The sequence below is a fragment of the Roseisolibacter sp. H3M3-2 genome (assembly GCF_029211165.1).
Taxonomy (GTDB): Bacteria; Gemmatimonadota; Gemmatimonadetes; order Gemmatimonadales; family Gemmatimonadaceae; genus Roseisolibacter.
Window position 1 is genome coordinate 1 of the sequence record NZ_JARGEK010000669.1, and the last position, 1,135, is coordinate 1,135.

Consider the following 1,135-nt stretch of genomic DNA (forward strand, 5'->3'; position numbering starts at 1 on the left):
CGACGCGCTGCGCCGCGAGGCCGACGCGGTCGGCGGCGGCGCGGTCGCCGTGCCGTGCGACCTGCGCTACGACGCCGCGGTGGCGGCCGCCGTCTCCCGCGTGGCCGCGGCGTTCGGCGGCGCGCCCGACGTGCTGGTGAACAACGCCGGCGCCTTCACCGTCGCGCCGGTCGCCGAGACGCCCCCCGCCGACTTCGTCGCCGCCCTCGAGGCGAACCTCGTCGGCCCGTTCCGGCTGGTGCGCGCGCTGCTCCCCGCGATGCTCGCGCGCGGCGGCGGCCACGTGGTGACGGTGGGCTCGATCGCCGACCGCTCGGTCTTCCCGGGCAACGGCGCCTACGCCGCCAGCAAGCACGGGCTGCGCGCCTTCCACGAGGTGCTGCGCGCCGAGCTGCGCGGCACCGGCGTGCGCGCCTCGCTCGTCTCGCCCGGCCCCGTCGACACGCCGCTGTGGGACCCGCTCGACCCGGACAACCGCGAGGGGTTCACGCCGCGCGCGCAGATGCTGGCCGCCGCCGCGGTGGCCGACGCGATCCGGTACGTCGTGAGCGCGCCGGCGGAGGTGAACGTGGACGAGCTCAGGCTGTCGAGGGCATGATACGGCGTGGTCACGTACGGCGTGGTCCGGTACGGCGTGGTCCGGTACGGCGTGGTCCGGTACGGCGTGTTCCACCACCACTGGTGGATGTCACGCAGTACCCGACCACGCCGTGATTGACCACGCCGTACCGGACCACGCAGTATCAGGCCGTGTATCTCGATCTGATCGACACCCTCCGCTGCCCCCGCCCCCACCCGCCCACCTGGCTGGTCGCGGCCGCGCTCGAGGTCCGCGGGCGGGTGATGGTGCGCGGGACGCTCGGCTGCCCCGTGTGCCGCGCCGAGTTCGCGATCGACGACGGCGTGGCGGTGTTCGACGCGGACGGGCCCGCGCCGGCGCCGGCGCTCGGCGGGCCGCCGGAGGAGCTGGCGATGCGGCTGGCGGCGCTGCTCGGGCTCACCGAGCCGGGGGGCATCGTCGCCGTCGGCGGCGCCTGGGAGCCGGCGCTGGAGCCGCTGCTCGACCTCCCCGAGGCGCGCGTGGTCGTGCTGGAGCCGCCGCGCGGGTTCCGCGCGCGCGAGCCGCTCGGCGTAG

At 76.8% G+C, this 1,135-nt stretch carries 2 protein-coding genes; both read left to right on the forward strand.

What is annotated here, in order from left to right; all coding sequences use genetic code 11:
• A partial coding sequence (locus PYV61_RS25605) for an SDR family oxidoreductase (RefSeq protein WP_275836716.1) occupies positions 1-598 on the forward strand: 598 nt, incomplete at its 5' end.
• 152 nt (positions 599-750) lie between these two features.
• On the forward strand, positions 751-1,135 hold a 385-nt coding region (locus tag PYV61_RS25610; RefSeq protein WP_275836717.1), incomplete at its 3' end, for a hypothetical protein.